A 16,186-nucleotide genomic window follows, 5' to 3' on the forward strand; every position below is an offset into this window, starting at 1 on the left:
GGGACATAACAAGCCGGCATTCTTGATCGGCATTTGCGGGATTTGGGCAAAGTAATGGCAACGAAAAAGGATGGCACCGAAGATCTTGAAGCAGTGAATTTGGCTGCCGATTGGTCGGACATCAGCCAGGGATTGCGGAAAGATTTGGGGCACCAACTGCACAGCCAATGGATCAAGCCGATTCAGGTTGGCGGTTTCTGCAAGGATACCGGTACGCTTGATCTCTATCTGCCAACCGAATTTTCCGCGAATTGGGTTCAGGACCGATTCGCTGATCGCCTCTCGCTCGCCTGGAAAATCGCCAAGAGCGATATCCGCAATGTTCGCATTCAAGTTCACCCTGGCCGCCGCAAGCTGCCCGATATGAATTTGAGCGGCGATTATGCGGGCGGCCCAAGCGCTGCCAATGATCGCGGCGACTCGTCGATGATCGCAGTGGCCGCAGGCACTATTGGTGAACAAGGCTTCACTTCGTCGGTTGGCCTCGACCCGTCACTAACCTTTGCCGCTTTCGTGACTGGCGAAACCAATATTCTTGGCTGCAACGCTGCGCAGCGTATGGCGGCGACCGAGACACCACAATTCAGCCCGCTCTATCTCAAAGCAGCAACCGGTCAGGGTAAGACCCACCTGATGCACGCGATTGGCCACGCCTATCTGGCTGCGCATCCGCGCTCACGCATTTTCTACTGCTCTGCCGAGCGCTTTATGGTTGAGTTCGTTCAGGCTCTGAAACAGAACCAGATGATCGAGTTCAAAGCGCGACTGCGCAGCTTCGATCTGCTGCTGGTTGACGACATTCAATTCATCATCGGCAAAGCGTCGGCTCAGGAAGAGCTGCTCTACACAATCGATGCGCTGCTGGCTGAAGGTAAACGCCTCGTCTTTGCCGCCGACCGCGCACCACAAGCGCTTGACGGTGTCGAGCCGCGCTTACTGAGCCGCCTGTCGATGGGTCTGGTCGCAGACATCGCGCCTGCCGATATCGAATTGCGCCGTAAGATTCTCGAATCAAAACTGACACGCTTTGCACCGCTCGAAGTACCAGCCGATGTGATCGAATTCCTCGCTCGCACCATCACCCGCAACGTGCGCGAGCTGGTCGGCGGCCTTAACAAGCTGATCGCCTATGCACAGCTGACCGGTCAGACCGTATCGCTGCAACTCGCCGAAGAGCAACTGACCGATATTCTCTCGGCCAATCGCCGGCGGATTACGATTGATGAAATCCAGCGGACCGTATGCCAGTTTTACCGCATCGACCGCAGCGAAATGAGCAGCAAACGCCGCGCGCGTGCTGTGGTCCGCCCTCGTCAGGTCGCAATGTACCTATCCAAAGTGCTGACGCCGCGCAGCTATCCGGAGATTGGCCGCAAATTCGGTGGCCGCGACCACTCGACAGTAATCCACGCTGTGCGCCTGATCGAAGATCTGCGTGAGCGCGATGCGGATATGGACGGCGATGTGCGGAGCTTGCTGCGTCAGTTGGAGAGTTAGGTTTTTTGTTTTAGTCCCTCAGTCGCCGGGCGCGAGCCATCCGGCTCGCTTGGCTACCTCGCATAAGCTCGGGCGCGCAGTCGCGCTTGCGGTCAGCTAGTCGCTGACCGAATATTCCAAGCTATCAGGCTCGGACTCGTTCTTGGCCACGGCAGTCAGAGGGCGACTGCCCGACGCGCGTTTAGCGCGGTAGCCTAAGGGAGCGAATGCGACCGCCGGCGCTTGAGGCTAAGCAAACAAAACTCATCGACAGTCCGTTCACACCCTGCCAACAGCCTATCCATGGCCTTATCCCCCGAACGCCTTGACCGTTTTGCGCGTCACATTGTGATCCCCGAAATCGGCGGCGTGGGACAAGTCGCGCTGGCCGATGCGCAGATAACGCTGGTTGGTCTAGGCGGGATCGGCAGCCCGGTACTGCAATATCTGGCGGGTGCTGGCATCGGACGGATTACGCTGATCGATGACGGCGATGTGGAGCTATCCAACCTCCAACGCCAAACCATCTATACGCAGCGCGATGTTGGCCATTCGAAAGCAGTCGCTGCACGGCGCTGGCTCTCCAATTTTGATACACACATATCAGTCGATGTTCGCGATGACCGGATCTCTGCCAACAACGTTCATGCAATCCTGGAAGGCTCGCAGCTGGTTCTCGACGGCACCGACAATTTCGCAACCCGCCTCGCCGTGTCGGATGCCTGCGTCGCAATGGGCATTCCGCTTCTCAGCGCCGCAGTAGGGCGCTTCCAAGGGCAAGTCGCTGCCTTTGCTGGGCATTTGCCCGACCAGTCATGCTATCGCTGCTATGTCGGTGATGCATTCGATGCCGATGATTGCGACACTTGCGCCGATGATGGAATGCTCGGCGCGATGGCCGGATGGGCTGGCAGCTTCGCCGCGATGCAAGCGATCCGCATTCTGCTCGACGGCAAATCTGCGTTGGGCGATCCCGGTTGGGCCAAACTACATATGCTTGACGGGTTAAAGCCTGCGATGCGCACGCTGACCATTGCGAAGGATCCAGAGTGCAAGGCCTGTTCCGCGATCTCCTAAAATTCCGACGCTATTTCTGTGCCGGATAATATGAGACCCGGCGAATTAGTCCGTCTTCCATTTCATAAATGGCAAGTGAGGATTGCTCGCGATCCTTGCCATCAGAGTCGGTCCAATGCGCAGTTTCGCGCATCACCAGAAAGCGACCGTTCTCAATGATGTCTCCGACTGTGCTCCGCGGAATCATCGGCGAGTCGAAATAATCGGTCATCTGTGCGACCAGAGAATCGCGCCCATCGGCCACCACTTCGGATTTAGCGCCTTCGATTGCGATCCATTGAATGTCCGGGTGCATAAGCGCGCGCATCGCATCGGCATCCTTGGCGTTATAGGCGTCTACATAGGACGTAACCTTGGCAACCTGCGCGCTGACCTCATGGGCCGCCACGCCAGCACCAGCACCAGCACCAGCAGGAACACCGGCCACAAACAGTGCTGCGACCATACTTAGTGTATTGATCCGCTTCATCGTTGTTTCTCCCTCACCGAGTTCTAACCTGCATCCACTAGTTCATCCACCCACGCAGGCACAATCTCGGTCGCCGGGCCCAGCCGAGTCTCATGAAACCAACTCGATCCCTCGCTCCGTTCCAGGTTGAGCTCCAGCGTCTCGACGCCCATTTCCCGGGCATCGCGAACAAAGCCCGCTGCCGGATAGACTGCGCCCGATGTTCCGATTGAGACGAACAGGTCAGCCCGCCGCAAAGCTCCGTAAATCTCTTCCATCCGGTAAGGCATTTCGCCGAACCAGACGATGTCGGGACGCAGCGCCGGCGCACCGCAAGCCGGGCACGTTGGTCTATCGATCAAAGTCCCCGTCCAGCGTGAGCGAGCGTCACAGGCAGTGCACCATGCGTTTAAAAGCTCGCCATGCATATACAGGACGTTCTTCGCACCTGCTCTCTCATGCAAATCATCGACATTTTGCGTGACGATTAGGACGTCGCCATCAGGTTCACGTTCCAAGCGCGCCAAGGCATGATGCGCCGCGTTGGGTTCCTTCGTCTGCACAGCCTCACGCCGCATGTCGTAGAAGCGTAGAACCAGATCGGGATCACGCTGGAACGCCTCGGGTGTGGCGACATCTTCGACGCGGTGTTGCTCCCACAGGCCTCCACCGTCCCGGAACGTATCGATCCCGCTTTCCGCGCTTACACCAGCGCCTGTCAGAATCACGATATTGCGGTTGTTGCCCATGTCCCCCATGAAGCACATGCGCCTCGCGAAACACAAGGCGGAGTGGAGAAGCAATGACGACTATCGGAATTATCGGCAGCAAAGGCCGAATGGGGCAAGCTTTGCAGCAAGCCATCGCAGATGCGGGGCATGACTATGCTGGCGGAGCGGACCAGGGCGATGATGTTGGCGCATTGGCCGCCAAGGCAGATGTGTTGGTCGATTTCTCTGCGCCTGCTGCGCTGTCTCATAATTTGGATGCTGCAATCAAAGCAGGTATCCCGATTGTAATCGGTACAACCGGTCTGGAAAACTCTCACCATACTGCCATTGATGCCGCTGCGCAGACAATCGCTGTCCTGCAAACCGGCAATACGTCACTCGGCGTGACTTTGCTGGCTCACCTGGTCGAAGAAGCCTCCTCCAAGCTCGGCGATGAGTGGGATATCGAGATTGTCGAGATGCACCACCGGATGAAAGTTGATGCCCCATCGGGAACTGCGCTCTTGCTGGGCGAGGCGGCTGCTGAAGGTCGCAGCATCGACCTTGCGATCAATTCAGAACGCGGCAGAGACGGCCAAACCGGCGCGCGCGAACAAGGCGCAATCGGCTTCGCCAGCCTGCGCGGCGGGACTGCAGCAGGTGACCACAGTGTGACTTTTGCGGGTAATGAAGAACGCATCACTCTCACTCACAACGCTGAAAACCGCATGATCTTTGCAAGAGGCGCGGTGAAGGCTGCGGAGTGGTTAGCTGGAAAAGGTGCGGGACGGTATTCGATGCAGGATGTGCTCGATTTAGACTAATCCAAGAGAACGAGAAGGAACTCCAAAATGTCAGTTGAGAACGTAGCTTTGATCAAGGGCCTCTATGCCGATTTTACCTCTGGCAATGTCCCTGGCGTATTAGGCGCAATGAGCCCGGATATCGTGTGGAACGAAGCTAATAATTTCCCTTACGCAGACGGTAATCCCTATATCGGCCCAGAAGCCGTTGCCGAGGGTGTGTTTATGCGCTGTGCAACCGAATGGGACGGTTTTGGAGTCGAAATGGACGCGATCCATGATGCTGGCGATACGGTCATAGCTCTTGGTCATTATGTCGGAACATACAAAGCGACCGGCAAAACTCAGCGGACGCAGGCTGTCCATGTGTGGACGATCGAAGGCGGCAGGTCCGTGAAATTCCAACAATATGCCGACACATTGCACGTCGCACAGGTGACTGCAGTCTAACCAAATGACCAACGACCAAATCTTCGAGTTTTTCCGCCGCTTGGCAGAGGATAATCCTGAGCCAGAGACCGAGTTGGAATATGGCAATGCCTACCAACTTGTTGTCGCGGTGGCTCTGTCCGCGCAGGCGACAGATGTTGGGGTGAACAAGGCGACGCGGAAGTTGTTTGCTGAGGTGACCACGCCGGAACAGATGGTTGCGCTGGGTGAAGACGGACTGAAGGAACACATCAAGACGATTGGTTTGTTCAACTCCAAAGCCAAGAATGTTATTCTCCTCTCGCAGCGGTTGATTGATCATTATGGCAGTGAAGTGCCTGATGATCGGGACGAGCTTGTCACTCTGCCGGGTGTCGGGCGCAAGACGGCCAATGTCGTGCTCAATTGCTGGTTCAAGCAGGAGACATTTGCGGTCGACACGCATATTTTTCGGATGGGTAACCGGACCGGTCTGGCCAAAGGCAAGACACCCGAGGCGGTTGAGAAGAAGCTCGATAAGTGGGTTCCGCAACCCTTCCGCCTCCACGCGCACCACTGGTTGATCCTACATGGTCGCTATATCTGCAAAGCGCGCGCACCCGAATGCTGGCGCTGCCAACTGACTGATCTGTGCAGCTTTCGAAAGAAGGTGTTGGAAGCACCTAAGCGCCGAGAACGGCCTTCGTGATCCGCGTGTAGATCCGCGCTAGCGTTTCCAGATCGGCGACTGCCACCGCCTCATCCGTCTTGTGCATGGTGGCGTTGCATAGACCGAATTCGATCACTGGACAGACCGCGCGCAAGAACCGCGCATCGGATGTGCCACCCGTTGTTGACGGTTCCGGGTCGAGGCCGGTTTCTGCTTTCACCGCGTCAGCGATGATCTCGCTGAACTCGCCGGGCGGGGTCAGAAACGGTTCGCCCGAGATAATCGGCTTGGCCACACCGCCATGCTTCTCCGCAATCGCGCCGACAGTTTCTGACAAAGACGCGCCGCTATGGATGTCGTTGAAGCGAATCGAAATGCGCGCGGTGGCTTTAGCCGGAATGACATTATGCGCCGGATTGCCGACTTCGAGATCGGTTATCTCGAGGTTGGACGGTTGGAACCAGTCAGTTCCCTCATCCAGCATCAGCGCATCCAGTTCTGCCAAGATCGCGACCAATTTTGGCAGCGGATTGTCGGCCAGATGCGGATAGGCAACATGGCCCTGCGTTCCCTCGACCTCGAGCCAGATATTGACCGAGCCGCGCCGGCCGATCTTCATCATATCGCCGAGCCGGTTTACCGAAGTTGGCTCACCCACAAGACACAAGTCGGGCACGTCGCCGCGCTCATTCATAAAATCGATCAGCGCGCGAGTGCCGTAAACTGCAGGGCCTTCTTCATCGCCGGTGATGATAAAACTGACCGTCCCAGCATCGGCGGGCACATCGGCCATCGCCGCAACCATCGACGCTATCGAGCCCTTCATATCGACTGCACCACGCCCGTATAGCAGATCGCCGCGGCGTTCGGGTGCGAAGGGCGCGCTAGTCCAGCCTTCTCCCGGCGGAACGACATCCAAATGCCCTGCGAAAGCGAAATGCTTTGATCCCTCGGGACCGCGCCGGATCGCGAACAGGTTCTCGACCGGACCGTCAGGTGCCTCGCCCTTCACAAAGCGATGGACTTCAAAGCCGAGCGGCTTCAGCATCGTTTCCATCACATCGAACACCAGCCCCGTCGCAGGGGTGACGCTGGGTGCGGCAATCAGCTTTTCAGCTAGGTCTATGGCGTTGGTCATCGCTGTCTGGTTAAACCAGCCGAAAGCGACTTACCAGCCGGAGAATAATGCCATGCCCAAGCTCAATCTTGATGCCATCCCGCAAACCAATGCGACTGGCTACCCGCCTCCATTCGATGAGGAGGTACAAGGGCGCTGGTATCGCAGGCTCGCACCAACTGCGGGTTTGACCAAACTCGGCGCAAGCCATGTGACGTTGAAGCCGGGCGCGTTCTCCTCCCAACGCCATTGGCACAGAGGTCAGGACGAGATGGTGATCATCCTCTCCGGTGAAGCGATATTGATCGAGGATGGCGGCGAAAAATCCGTCGCAGCGGGCGACATACTCGCATGGCCAGCCAAGGTGGAGAACGGCCACCGCCTACACAATCGCAGCAAAAGTGACTGTGTTTTCATAGCGATCAGCGGCGGGGATCGTGACACAGATTCGGGCGAGTATCCCGATATCGACATGGTGTTCGACGCCGATGGTTATGCGCACAAGGACGGCTCCCGCTATCCGGCCGAGCGGATTCCCTAACGCCGCTTAACGTCTGCGCTCAGGCTCCGGCAAAGCGCCCGGTTCGAACGCTTGGTCCAGCATCGCCGCCATCCGCAAACCGGCTTGCCGGATGCGTTTCTGCACCAGTGGTACTGCCGCCACGATATCGTCCTGCGTCAAAGCAGTTTCGTTCGGTAAATCGCTAGCACACGGATCCGTGTCGAAGGCGTTGGGATAGACAAAATCGCGCGCTGCCTGCCAGCTTTCGCGGCCCCAATCCGCTGCGGTACCCCAGCCCTCACGAGACGCGCCCAGTTCGGCGTGCTCATCGGCGCTGTAGGAGCGCACAATCGGTCGCCGGGTCGAGGTAATCGCCCTCTCAGCAAGCGGACCGTCCCAGATCCAATGCAGATTCATATAGGGGATGATGCCATAGGCAGTATCGCGGTCATTACCGCCACGATCGCTCTTGTCGCCCGAGTGCAACGGCTGGTGAATATCGCCGACAAAATGCACCATAAAGGCGAGGGCTTCTAGCCGAATATGTGCAGGAAGACTCTCATCAGCGAGCAGGCGTTGATTGCGTTCGATCTGCGCAGTTACACAATTACCCCCGCTGCAACTCTTCCAGGGTTCATACGCCTCGCAAATTGGCGTCGTGCGGTAATGCCATGCTGCGGTATAGCCCCAGCGCCACCGTGTCCGCCGCACGCAATCGGGCCAAACCGTCGCATCCGCCAGCGAAGCGAGCGGGCATTCAGGCGTGCCCAATTGCTTTTCATATTTGAGCAGTTGCGCAATCGCGCGGCGCGTCTCCGGCTTCACGTTTGCCAGCGCAATTTCGCCCGTAGTGCGGTGCCCATATCCACCCCAGGCGAACGCCTGAGACGGAATCAAGCTGGAGAGCACCAGCGCAAAAGCGGCAACGGCCGCGCTGAACTTCCGCACCATCAGGTCGAAGGATTCGTTTCGTATTGTTCCAATACCCACTGCTCGTCCTCTGCACTGGTCAACCATTGCTGCATCCACTCATGTTCCCACACTGCTTGCATATAGGCTTCGGCAAATCCGGGAACGCCTATGCCATATGTCAGAAACCGGCTGACGATTGGCGCGTAAAATATGTCCGCTGCGCCGAAAGTGCCAAACAGATAGGGACCGCCTTGTCCGAAGCGCGCCCGCGCCTCTGCCCACAGCGTCAGAATGCGGACAATATCGCCCTTGGTATCGTCGCTGATTGTGACACCATCAAAACGCTTGCGCATATTCATCGGGCAGTCGCGGCGTAGAGACATGTAGCTGCTGTGCATCTCGGCGACCATTGACCGGGCCATACCGCGCGCGGTTTCATCTTTGGGCCAGAAACGGTCACGGCCAACCTTGTCGCCGCAATATTCCATGATCGCCAGACTATCCCAGATCACGGTGTCGCCATCCCACAGGATCGGCACTTTGCCCGCAGGCATGATCTCGCCCGATTCCTTCTTGGCAGTCGCCCACTCCTCACCGCCAATATTGACGAGGATTTCATCGAAATGGAGGCCCGATTGCTTGACCGCTAGCCAACCGCGCAGCGACCAGCTTGAATAGTTCTTATTGCCGATGATCAGCTTCATCGTATCCACCTTCTTCCCACCAGAACGCGCTTTCCCTTTGGGCAGTAGGCGTTCATCCATTCGCTGTCGAGACTGAACAGATGGAACACGTGGAACAGGGTCCAATGCGAAATTTCTGCGCTGTTTTCCGTTCCGGGCAGGGCTTCGCAATTCGCGTAGATATGCGTCGAGATAAGCACGGGCTTCGGTCGGGTCCATCGGGCAGCATATGCCGAATGGCGGCGATGTAGGAAAACGTAATCGGGGCTCTACAATCTCTGATCGTCATCCCCGCGAAAGCGGGGACCCAGAATAACCCTCGCACACTTCCATCCTGGGTTCCCGCTTTGACCTTTGGTCAGCAAGCGCTTCCGCGGGAATGACGACGATGTTAGAGTTGACCGCATGACCCTGCGCCCCTTCCATCTCGCTTTTCCCGTCAACGATCTCGCTGCTGCCCGTGAATTTTATGGTGGGGTTCTTGGGTGCGCGGAGGGGCGGTCATCGAACCAGTGGATCGATTTCAATTTCTACGGCCACCAGATCGTCACACATCTGTCCGAGGATGCCAGCGGAGATGCGCTCAAGAATCCTGTGGATGGCCACGGCGTCCCGGTCCCGCATTTCGGTGTGGTGCTGGAAATGAGCGATTGGAAAGCTCTGGCGGAAAGGCTCCGTGCAGCAGGCACCAAGTTCGAGATCGAGCCCACCATCCGCTTCAAAGGCAAACCGGGCGAGCAAGCGACAATGTTCTTCCGCGATCCGGCAGGCAACGCGCTGGAAATGAAAGCATTTGCCAGCGACGATATGCTGTTTGCCAGCTAAGCCAGCGCATCACACACGAATTGGAATAGATGATGAATCTCGACCACGATCCCAAACTGCTCGGCTTCCGTGAGGAGGTTCGATCATTCTTCGCAAATGATTACCCCAAGGATTTTTTGGCGAAAGTCGCGGCGGGTGCGAGCCTGACTACGCCTGAAGTTCGCAAGGCCGAAATGGCGCTCGGCGCGAAAGGCTGGCTCGCCAGCGCATGGCCCAAGGAACATGGCGGTCCCGGCTGGTCAATCGAAGAACAATACATCTTTGACGAGGAATTGGAGCGCGCGGGCGCTCCGACGGTCACGCCGATGGGCGTCGTCTATGTCGGCCCCGTTGTTTACACCTTCGGCACTGAAGAACAGCAGGCGCAGTGGCTACCGGGCATCGCCGATGGTTCGGTCGGCTGGGCGCAGGGCTATAGCGAGCCGGAGGCTGGCTCGGACCTTGCCTCCGTGCAATTCTCTGCGGCGCGCGATGGCGATGAATATGTGCTCAACGGGACCAAGATCTGGACCTCCGCCGCCAATCATGCCGACTGGATTTTCCTGCTGACGCGCACCTCGCAGGAGGAAAAAAAGCAGATGGGCATCACTTTCATCTGCGCCGAGCTGGATCAGCCGGGTGTGACGGTGAAGCCGATCATCTCGATCGACGGCAAATACCATCTGAGCCAAGTCGATTTTGAGGATGTGCGCGTTCCGGTCGCCAATCGTATCGGTGAGGAAGGCAAAGGCTGGACCTATTCGCAATATCTGCTGGGCAACGAGCGGACATCCTATGCCCGCATCGGCGGGAAGCGCTCGCAGCTCGCCAATATCCGCGCGATTGCTTCCGAAGTGCCGACCGGCGGCAACCGGCGATTGATCGAGGATGCGGCCTTCGCGACCCGGCTTAGCGCCGCAGAGATCAAAGTCGATGCGCTGGAGATCACGACTCTGCGTGTACTCTGCTCGGTCAAGGATGGCGGCGCGCCGAGTAATGAAGCCTCGATCCTAAAAATCATGGCGACCGAAACCGCGCAGGAAATCACCGAACTATTCTGCGTCGCCGCCGCCGAACATGGCATGCGCAAATTCGCAGACAGCGTCAGCCCCGAATGGACCGGCCACTCATCCTTCGCCGCACCGGGCGTAGCGACATATCTAGGCACGCGGGCGCAGAGCATTTACGGAGGGACGAACGAGATCCAACGGAATATTATTGCGAAGAGGGTGCTGGGTTTGTGAGTAGCGGTATTTTGCTCTGGGGCACGTTCATTGTTTTCGTCGTCGCTCTTGTCGCCGAAAGCCTAGTCTCATGGCATTTTATCCATACCAGCAAGCGTAAGCACCCCGCGTTATGGCGCCATGCTGGTCGACCGACCCTTTTGAACAATCGCGGGCTGATCCAATCGTGAACGCTAGTTCGTTATTTGACGTCCAGAGACTATCGTATGATCGCTGTTGAGGAGACAGTATCGTTCGCCAATGCGCTAAGAATGCCCATGATTATTACGTATTGGATTGCTTTGGTATCGCTGATCATATTTGTGGCTGGAGCGAGCGCTAGTTTGTTTTGAGCGCCTTTCGGCTGTCCGAAATGAGCGACGTCAAGCTAATCCACCACGGGCGTGCCGGGCGCGTAGTATGTCACTTCAAACCGAATGCCGTCCGGGTCCTTCATAAACAGCGCCGTTGCACCGCGCAGGTCTTGTATTTCTGGAACCGGAAATCCGGCCTCTGACATCGCTACGCGCACGCGTTCGACCGTTTCGATATCGGGGGCTTCGAAGCCTAGATGGTTCATGCCCGCACCGTAGCGTTCATAGTCTGACGTACCCGACTTGGCTTGCATAAACTGGAAGAAGAACCCGTTCCCATCGTGCCAAATGTGGTCTTTCTGCTTCTCGAAACCGACCAGCGGCAGCAGTGTATCGTAATAGGGCATGCTCTTTTCAAGCGAACTCACCAGCAGGGTGATATGGTCGAGCTTGAGCGCCATAATTACACCCCCGCATCCCCGAGAACCGCCGCCCTTAGCGCTTCGATACCCATGCCTTTTTCGCTGCTCGTCACATGCATCTCCGGAAACGCAGCGACGTGCTTCGCGGCTTCCTCAGCAACTTTCGCAGTCACTGCTTCTAGCGCGCTGGCTTTGATCTTGTCGGCTTTGGTCAGGACCACGCGGTAGCTGACGGCGGCTTCATCGAGCATCGTCATCATTTCACGGTCGACGTCTTTCAAGCCGTGACGCGCATCGACCAGCATCAGCGTGCGGTTCAGAACCTGTCGTCCGCGCAAATAGGTTTTGATCAGCTTCTTCCATTGCTCGACCACTTTGAGCGGGGCCTTGGCAAAACCGTAACCCGGCATATCAACCAGCCGGAACAGTGTCGGGTCACCGACTTCGAAGATGTTGAGCTCCTGCGTCCGCCCGGGTGTCACCGAAGCACGCGCGATGGACTTGCGACCCGTGATCGCGTTGAGAAGGCTCGACTTGCCGACATTGGAGCGGCCGCAAAAGGCGATTTCAGGCACGGTCGGTTCGGGCAGAAACTTCAACTGCGGCGCGGAAAGCAGAAAGTCGACCCGGCCCGAGAACAGCTTGGACGCACGTTTGGCCAGCTCGATCCGCGCGGCTTCCTCTTGTGCTTCAAGCTCTTCTGGGCTGAGCGCCTTCATTACCCTTTCGCATCCCGCGCTGCGGCTGCTGCTTTATCAGCCTTTTCCTTCTCCGCCGCTGCCCTCAATTGTGGGTGCTTCGAATAGAGATAAGTCTGCTGCGCCAGCGTCAGCACGTTGTTGGTTACCCAGTAGAGCAGCAAGCCAGCCGCGAACGGCGCCATCACAAACATCAGCATCCACGGCATGATGTTGAAGATTTGCTGCTGGATCGGATCCATCGCGGTCGGGTTCATCTTGAACGTCAGCCACATGGTGACACCAAGCAGGATCGCAAGCGGGCCAATCGCCAGCAGGCTAGGCACATCGAACGGCAGATAGCCGAACAGATTGAGGATCGTCGCCGGATCGGGCGCGGACAAATCTTTCAGCCACAGCACAAACGGTTGGTGCCGCATTTCAATCGCGAGGATCAGCGTTTTGTACAGCGCGAAGAAGATCGGGATCTGGATCAAGATCGGAAGACAGCCCGCGAGCGGATTGACCTTTTCCTTCTTATACAGAGCCATGATCTCTTGCTGCTGCTTCTGCTTATCGTCTTTGTAGCGTTCCTGGATCGCCTTCATTTTCGGTTGGATAGCCTTCATCGCCGCCATCGAAGCAAATTGCTTCTGCGCGATCGGGAACAGCACCAGACGGATCAGAACAGTCAGACCAATAATCGCGAGACCGAAATTGCCCACCAATGCGAACAGATGCGTCAGCAGCCACCAGATGGGCCATGCGATGATCTCGAACCAGCCCCAGTCCACGGCCTTGCCGAACTTATCGATCCCGGCGTTTTCGTACTGGTCGAGAACCGCAGTTTCCTTGGCACCTGCGAACAATTGTGTGGTTCGCTCAACCTGCGTGCCCGCAGCCACTGTGAAGGGCTGGTACGAGACATCAGCGCGAAACAGATTGTTTCCGAGCGAGCGGAACATTGCATCGGTATTGCTATCGTCCTGCGGGATCAGGACAGACATCCAATAAATGTCGGTGAAGCCGATCCAATGGACGCGGCCTTCATTATTCCCTTCTGCGGCGTCTTCGGCCAATTCATCATAATCAGGGCCGAAACGGATTCCGTCGCCAAAATTGCCGAACGGGCCGGAGTGGACGTTGAATGTGCCCGCCGATGCATTGTCGGTTGTCCGGTCAATCAAGCCATATGGCTGCACGACAATCGGGCCAGCGCCGGTATTGGCAACGGTCTGCTTGGCAGTGATCATGTAATGCTCGTCAATCGCAAATTCGATGGTGAACAGCTGACCCTCACCATTGTCATGACGCAGTGTGACGGCGTTATCCTGTGTCAGCGAACCGCCAGACGCTTGCCAAACGGTATCCGCCTGCGGAACGTTGACGCCCTCGCCCAGCCAACCGAAGCGCGCATAATGCTGCTCATCGGTACCTTTGGGAGAGAAAATGCGCACATTGCCGCTGTCTTTCTCGACCGTCTGGCGATGTGTTTTGAGCGTAATATCATCCAGCCGTGCACCGACCGTGTTGATCGTACCGAGCACTTCGGGCGAATCGATAGTGATGCGCTCGCCAGCTTTCAGCGCCGTATCCAGATCAACCGGCTGCGCGGCTGCAGTTGGAGCGGTATCGCCAAGGCTGGCCGGTGAAGCAGCGGTTGCGGCGGGCGTTGCCACCGGTGTGCCATCAGGCGCGGTGGTCGCGGCGACTTCTTCAGTCGGGGTGACATTCCGGTCGGGGTAGAAGTAGCTCATGCCCGCTTCCCAGCCGACAAGCATAAGGCCGCAAAGCACTACCGCGAGCAGAAGATTACGCTGATTATCCAAGATTGAATTCCGCCTGTTTAGTCTGTTTGGTCATGGGTGAAGGACGCCGCCAATATTCGGTTACGGTACCGGATCGTGGCCATGTCCCCCCCAAGGGTGGCAGCGCAATATACGCTTAAGCGCCAACCATCCACCCTTGATTGCGCCATACTTGCCGAGCGCCTGAATCGCATATTCGCTGCACGATGGCGCAAACCGGCAAGTCGGCGGCAAAATCCGCGAAGGACCAAGCTGCCAACCACGGGCAATCCAGATGAAGATGGTTTTCACTGACGGCTAAATAAGAACAATTTGCTGATTTACCAGAGTAATACACCTGCAGCTAGCGGCGATTGCCTGTGCGCGGCCGGTTTCCGTGTTTTCGGGGCGGATCGGTTTTGCCCTCTAATGCGCGCGTCAAAGCGGCATGCAATTCAGTTTTCAGGGTAGTGAAATCCCGCTCAACTCCGCGATCCCGCCCGATCAGAATATGGTCATGGTCGGGAAGCCCGGCCTCTGGCAGCGCATCCCACAGCAATTCGCGAAAGCGCCGCTTCATCCGGTTGCGGACAACCGCATTACCGATTCGCTTGGTGACAGTGATCCCGTAGCGCGTGCCGAGACCCCCGTTCGGACGGGCCAGTAAAACAAAACCGGGCCGCGCAACACGAATGCCGCTATTCGCCGCAAGGAAATCGCGCCGCTGGCAAATTACGGTGGGTTTGGATGGGGGCGAAGTAGTCACGGTAGAAGGAATAGCGCGTGATACTGGCAGAGTCATTTGTTTAGCCTCAAGCGCCGGCGTTCGCATCCGCTCACTTAGGCTTCCGCGCAACGGCGCGGCGCACGGTCGTGCGCTGACTGCCGTGACCAAGGTTTGGATCGAATATCGATGGCTTGGAAAAATTCGGGACCGCAAGGTCCCGCAAGGCCGACCGGCCGCCCGAGCTTATGCGAGGTAGCCAAGGGATGCGGATGCATCCCGCCCGGCGACTGAGGGGCCGAACAAAGCTCGGCTAAAACAAATTAAGCGGAGAGCTTTTTCCGCCCGCGTGCACGGCGAGCGCGGAGAACTTTGCGGCCACCGACTGTTTTTTTGCGGGCAAAGAAACCGTGACGGCGTGCGCGCACGAGATTGCTTGGCTGAAAAGTACGCTTCATGAGAACACCTAAATCAAATAAAAAAGGGCCGCCCGAAAAGGCGACCGCCTGTATGGAGCGCGCAATTAAGGGAGCAGCGCGTCTAAGTCAAGATATGCAATGCGCGGCTGCACTTTGACTTCCGACTCGCTTGCAACGTCCTGAGTCACCATGAATACTGGTTTCACAGTCGCACCTGCAAAGACGGTCTGCGTAGCCTCTTTCTGCCCGATCCAGCCGCGCATATCCTGCGCTGTCAGCCATTTAGCGTCCGAGTAGCCGACCGAGTTGGTCATTGCGTAGAACTTGACGGCTTCGTCCGAGGTCATGCCCATTTCGCGGTAATAATCGAGATACATCCGGTTCGGCGTTGCATCCATCGCGAAGTCCTGCGGCTGGCGGCCTTTTGCGTCGATCCATGAGTGCACTGCGAACTCCGCGCCATCATCGATCCGCCGATTCGCACCTGCCAAGAACAGTTCGACCGCACCCGAACGGACCGATCCGCCGTGGGGCACATGCGTATCGATGCCCGCCGCGCGTATCATTCGGCCAACTTTCATATTGGCTAGGTCATCATCAGTGCCCGGTGCCTCAATCAGCTTGAGCGTTTTAAGCGCCGGAAAATCCGCGAGGAGCGCAGCGAAATCCGCTGGCGAGGCGCGATCAGTAACGCCCACCAGCTCCGCGTGATCCTGGTCAATCGCCCGGAAGGGGCCATAGGTGGCAATCGCGTCGGATTGTTGGGCAGACTTCGGTGCAGATGCCGCGAAGCGATCCGCGCCCTCTTCTGCTTGGGCTTCAACTCGCACCCATTGCTGCTTTGCCTCGCTCCATTCCTCGACATAGGTCTCGACTGACAGTACCTGCCCAGAAACTTGCGCAGAAACGGGTCCGGCGAGGAGGGCGGCGAGAGCAAAGAAAAGAGCAATAACGATGCGCATGGCGTATCGTTACAGGACACCCTGTTGGGCAATTACGAAGGTTTAGGG

General features: G+C 57.4%; 20 protein-coding genes. 8 read left to right on the top strand and 12 right to left on the bottom strand.

Features of this window, described 5'->3' with window-relative positions; translation table 11 throughout:
• Nucleotides 1-54: 54 nt before the first annotated feature.
• Nucleotides 55-1,497: a chromosomal replication initiator protein DnaA gene (gene dnaA / locus J9777_RS10330; protein WP_209348763.1), complete on the top strand. Its 1,443-nt coding sequence runs from the start codon at nt 55-57 to the stop codon at nt 1,495-1,497.
• Nucleotides 1,498-1,779: 282 nt separating this feature from the next.
• Complete coding sequence (locus tag J9777_RS10335; RefSeq protein ID WP_209348764.1) at nt 1,780-2,553, top strand: HesA/MoeB/ThiF family protein; 774 nt, start codon at nt 1,780-1,782, stop codon at nt 2,551-2,553.
• A 10-nt stretch (nt 2,554-2,563) separates the two neighbouring features.
• On the opposite strand, the gene J9777_RS10340 is transcribed toward J9777_RS10335, so the two are convergent.
• Nucleotides 2,564-3,022, bottom strand: a complete 459-nt coding sequence (locus J9777_RS10340; RefSeq protein ID WP_209348765.1) for a nuclear transport factor 2 family protein — start codon at nt 3,020-3,022, stop codon at nt 2,564-2,566.
• A 23-nt stretch (nt 3,023-3,045) separates the two neighbouring features.
• Entirely contained in the window at nt 3,046-3,750 is a 705-nt protein-coding gene (locus J9777_RS10345; protein ID WP_209348766.1) for an NAD-dependent deacylase, read from the bottom strand.
• A 53-nt stretch (nt 3,751-3,803) separates the two neighbouring features.
• On the opposite strand from J9777_RS10345, the gene dapB reads away from it, so the two are divergent.
• Genes dapB through nth form a run of 3 tightly spaced genes read left to right on the top strand, consistent with a single transcriptional unit; the run spans nt 3,804 to nt 5,631 of the window.
• Nucleotides 3,804-4,535 carry a 4-hydroxy-tetrahydrodipicolinate reductase gene (dapB, locus tag J9777_RS10350; protein WP_209348767.1) on the top strand — a complete coding sequence of 244 codons (732 nt, stop codon included), beginning with the start codon at nt 3,804-3,806 and terminating at the stop codon, nt 4,533-4,535.
• Nucleotides 4,536-4,562: 27 nt separating this feature from the next.
• Nucleotides 4,563-4,964 carry a nuclear transport factor 2 family protein gene (locus J9777_RS10355; protein WP_209348768.1) on the top strand — a complete coding sequence of 134 codons (402 nt, stop codon included), beginning with the start codon at nt 4,563-4,565 and terminating at the stop codon, nt 4,962-4,964.
• A 4-nt stretch (nt 4,965-4,968) separates the two neighbouring features.
• Nucleotides 4,969-5,631, top strand: a complete 663-nt coding sequence (gene nth, locus J9777_RS10360; protein WP_209348769.1) for an endonuclease III — start codon at nt 4,969-4,971, stop codon at nt 5,629-5,631.
• Here nth and dapE read toward each other — a convergent pair.
• Nucleotides 5,606-6,730 (bottom strand): succinyl-diaminopimelate desuccinylase, encoded by a 1,125-nt coding sequence (gene dapE, locus J9777_RS10365; protein WP_209348770.1) that lies wholly within the window; start codon nt 6,728-6,730, stop codon nt 5,606-5,608. The genes nth and dapE overlap by 26 nt on opposite strands.
• Nucleotides 6,731-6,782: 52 nt before the next feature.
• On the opposite strand from dapE, the gene J9777_RS10370 reads away from it, so the two are divergent.
• Complete coding sequence (locus J9777_RS10370; RefSeq protein WP_209349525.1) at nt 6,783-7,250, top strand: cupin domain-containing protein; 468 nt, start codon at nt 6,783-6,785, stop codon at nt 7,248-7,250.
• 6 nt (nt 7,251-7,256) lie between these two features.
• Here J9777_RS10370 and J9777_RS10375 read toward each other — a convergent pair whose 3' ends face one another.
• Both J9777_RS10375 and J9777_RS10380 read right to left on the bottom strand, forming a co-directional pair.
• On the bottom strand, nt 7,257-8,201 hold the full coding sequence (locus J9777_RS10375; RefSeq protein ID WP_348631987.1) for a S1/P1 nuclease: 945 nt from the start codon (nt 8,199-8,201) through the stop codon (nt 7,257-7,259).
• Complete coding sequence (locus J9777_RS10380) at nt 8,162-8,827, bottom strand: glutathione S-transferase family protein (RefSeq protein ID WP_209349527.1); 666 nt, start codon at nt 8,825-8,827, stop codon at nt 8,162-8,164. Before J9777_RS10380 ends, J9777_RS10375 begins: the two co-directional genes overlap by 40 nt.
• Nucleotides 8,828-9,211: 384 nt before the next feature.
• Here J9777_RS10380 and J9777_RS10385 point away from each other — a divergent pair, with 384 nt between their 5' ends.
• Together J9777_RS10385 and J9777_RS10390 are read left to right on the top strand one after the other, a co-directional pair.
• Complete coding sequence (locus J9777_RS10385; RefSeq protein WP_209348771.1) at nt 9,212-9,631, top strand: VOC family protein; 420 nt, start codon at nt 9,212-9,214, stop codon at nt 9,629-9,631.
• Nucleotides 9,632-9,660: 29 nt separating this feature from the next.
• A complete protein-coding gene (locus J9777_RS10390; RefSeq protein WP_209348772.1) occupies nt 9,661-10,854 on the top strand; it encodes an acyl-CoA dehydrogenase family protein in 1,194 nt (397 codons plus the stop codon).
• A 367-nt stretch (nt 10,855-11,221) separates the two neighbouring features.
• Here the strand turns inward: J9777_RS10390 and J9777_RS10395 are convergent, their stop codons facing one another.
• The 7 genes from J9777_RS10395 to J9777_RS10425 form a co-directional block, all read right to left on the bottom strand.
• A complete protein-coding gene (locus tag J9777_RS10395; RefSeq protein WP_209348773.1) occupies nt 11,222-11,608 on the bottom strand; it encodes a VOC family protein in 387 nt (128 codons plus the stop codon).
• 2 nt (nt 11,609-11,610) lie between these two features.
• Complete coding sequence (gene yihA, locus J9777_RS10400) at nt 11,611-12,288, bottom strand: ribosome biogenesis GTP-binding protein YihA/YsxC (RefSeq protein ID WP_209348774.1); 678 nt, start codon at nt 12,286-12,288, stop codon at nt 11,611-11,613.
• Nucleotides 12,288-14,075, bottom strand: a complete 1,788-nt coding sequence (yidC, locus tag J9777_RS10405) for a membrane protein insertase YidC (protein WP_209348775.1) — start codon at nt 14,073-14,075, stop codon at nt 12,288-12,290. Before yidC ends, yihA begins: the two co-directional genes overlap by 1 nt.
• A 60-nt stretch (nt 14,076-14,135) precedes the next feature.
• Nucleotides 14,136-14,345 carry a membrane protein insertion efficiency factor YidD gene (gene yidD, locus J9777_RS10410; RefSeq protein ID WP_209348776.1) on the bottom strand — a complete coding sequence of 70 codons (210 nt, stop codon included), beginning with the start codon at nt 14,343-14,345 and terminating at the stop codon, nt 14,136-14,138.
• 52 nt (nt 14,346-14,397) lie between these two features.
• Entirely contained in the window at nt 14,398-14,835 is a 438-nt protein-coding gene (gene rnpA / locus J9777_RS10415; RefSeq protein WP_209348777.1) for a ribonuclease P protein component, read from the bottom strand.
• A gap of 245 nt (nt 14,836-15,080) precedes the next feature.
• A complete protein-coding gene (gene rpmH / locus J9777_RS10420) occupies nt 15,081-15,215 on the bottom strand; it encodes a 50S ribosomal protein L34 (protein WP_067784371.1) in 135 nt (44 codons plus the stop codon).
• A gap of 65 nt (nt 15,216-15,280) precedes the next feature.
• Entirely contained in the window at nt 15,281-16,138 is an 858-nt protein-coding gene (locus tag J9777_RS10425; protein WP_209348778.1) for an alpha/beta hydrolase, read from the bottom strand.
• Between the last annotated feature and the right edge of the window lie 48 nt (nt 16,139-16,186).

Origin of the sequence: Pontixanthobacter sp. CEM42, assembly GCF_017812015.1 — a bacterium.
Lineage (GTDB): Bacteria > Pseudomonadota > Alphaproteobacteria > Sphingomonadales > Sphingomonadaceae > Pontixanthobacter.